Origin of the sequence: Paenibacillus sp. YN15, from assembly GCF_003285005.1 — a bacterium.
Lineage (GTDB): Bacteria > Bacillota > Bacilli > Paenibacillales > NBRC-103111 > Paenibacillus_AR.
In genome coordinates, this window is the sequence record NZ_QMFA01000090.1 from 1 (window position 1) to 1,584 (window position 1,584).

Annotated in this window: 1 protein-coding gene; it reads left to right on the forward strand. The window is 48.0% G+C overall.

Annotated features, from left to right (window positions below):
• Positions 1–68: 68 nt before the first annotated feature.
• Positions 69–1,406: an IS91 family transposase gene (locus tag DQG13_RS30245; RefSeq protein WP_113023914.1), complete on the forward strand. Its 1,338-nt coding sequence runs from the start codon at positions 69–71 to the stop codon at positions 1,404–1,406.
• Positions 1,407–1,584: the final 178 nt, after the last annotated feature.

A 1,584-nucleotide genomic window follows, 5' to 3' on the forward strand; every position in this document is an offset into this window, starting at 1 on the left:
CCATATCAGAAAGTATAAAATCTTGAGGTGTAGAAGCCCTTTCTAAGAAATTTTGGTAAGATAGAGGCATGGAGACGAACCTGCTGAAACGAATCTTTTTGGAGAACTGGGATGAGTTCTCGGCTAAGCATAAGAAACGAATACGGCCCATTGTGGAAAAAGAAGTAAAGAAGTTCTTAGGATGTGGAGATCCGAAGAATGGTTTCAAGTTACTGGTTTGCGAAGGGTGCCATGATGTAAAGCGAGTCCCTTACCGATGTAAGGGACGGTTTTGCACGACTTGTTCGTGTGGTGAAACGGAGGAATGGAGCCGGATCATGGCAGAGGACGTATTCCAAGTGAATCATCGGCATATGATTTTTACGATAGATGAGGGATTGCGAGAGATCTTTCTAAAACATCGGGAAATGTTAAAGGAGTATATGGACGAGGCGGTACGAATTGTCCAGGAGCATTTTGAGCAAAAGCACAAAGTGCGGCCCGGAATCATTGCGGGATTACATACGTTTGGGTCGCGGTTAAACTTCAATCCACACGTGCATATGCTCGTGACGATGGGAGGAATGGCGAAGGACGGGAGTTGGAAGAACTACGACTATGTGCCCTTTCAAAAGCTGCGGAAGGCGTGGCAGACCGTAGTGCTGAAATTGATCCGCCGGACCTTGCCAGAAGAAGAAAAGAAGAAGATCCAACCGTTGTTGCAAAAAGCCTACTCTGAAAATGAGGAAGGCTTCTATGTGCATGCGCCGAAGCAGAAGGGGAACGTAAAGGCCCAACTGGGGTACATCGGCCGCTATATGCGAAGGCCGGCAATCGCGGTGGATCGGATCGTTTCGTATGACGGAGAGACGGTGGTGTTTGGGTACCACGATAAGACGGACGACACGGATAAAGAAGAACGCTTAAGCGTGGAAGAATTTATCTCGCGGCTGATTCGGCATATCCCGGATGAGCAATTTAAAGTGATCCGGCACTATGGGATCTATGCGCGGAGGGCAAAAAACATCTGCAAAGCGAAAGTAAAGGAGTGGCAGGAGAAGGTCAAGAAGACATGGGTCAAAGCGAAACAACTGATGCGGCGAAACTGGAGGGAGCGTCAGAAAGCGCAAACGGGAAAAGATCCAATGGTCTGTCCGAAATGCGAGTGTTATTATGAATACAAGGGAGAAGTCTGCCTGGAGGAAGGGAAACTACGGGTGAAGTATGCCTCCTGTAAGACTGCAAAAGCTGTGTTAGAAAGGATGATCTGCGATCTCACCGGTGTCGAAGAAGAGAAAACCAGCCAAGAAAAGAGCAAAGAAATCCCCCGTAAACCGAAGCAACCATCTTCTGAACAAGGAGATGGTCAACTATGTTTGTTTGCAGTGTCAGGAGGAAGAAGCCATTCCGCTAAAAGTGGTGCGTGACATGGACATGATGGATGATGGAGATCCGAGCGTTCCACCTCGATTTGCGTGTGAAGCATGCGGTGGAGAAATGCATCCCGAGTACTACAAGAGCCTACATGGGATCGAACACAGAATTTCCGATATTCTCCCAACGTAAAAAAGGACCGTCAGGGCGATGTTCCCTGACGGTTTTTCT

Coding starts and splice junctions, on each gene's coding strand:
- DQG13_RS30245 (WP_113023914.1), top strand. CDS start 69: ATGGAGACGAACCTGCTGAAACGAATCTTTTTGGAGAACTGGGATGAG.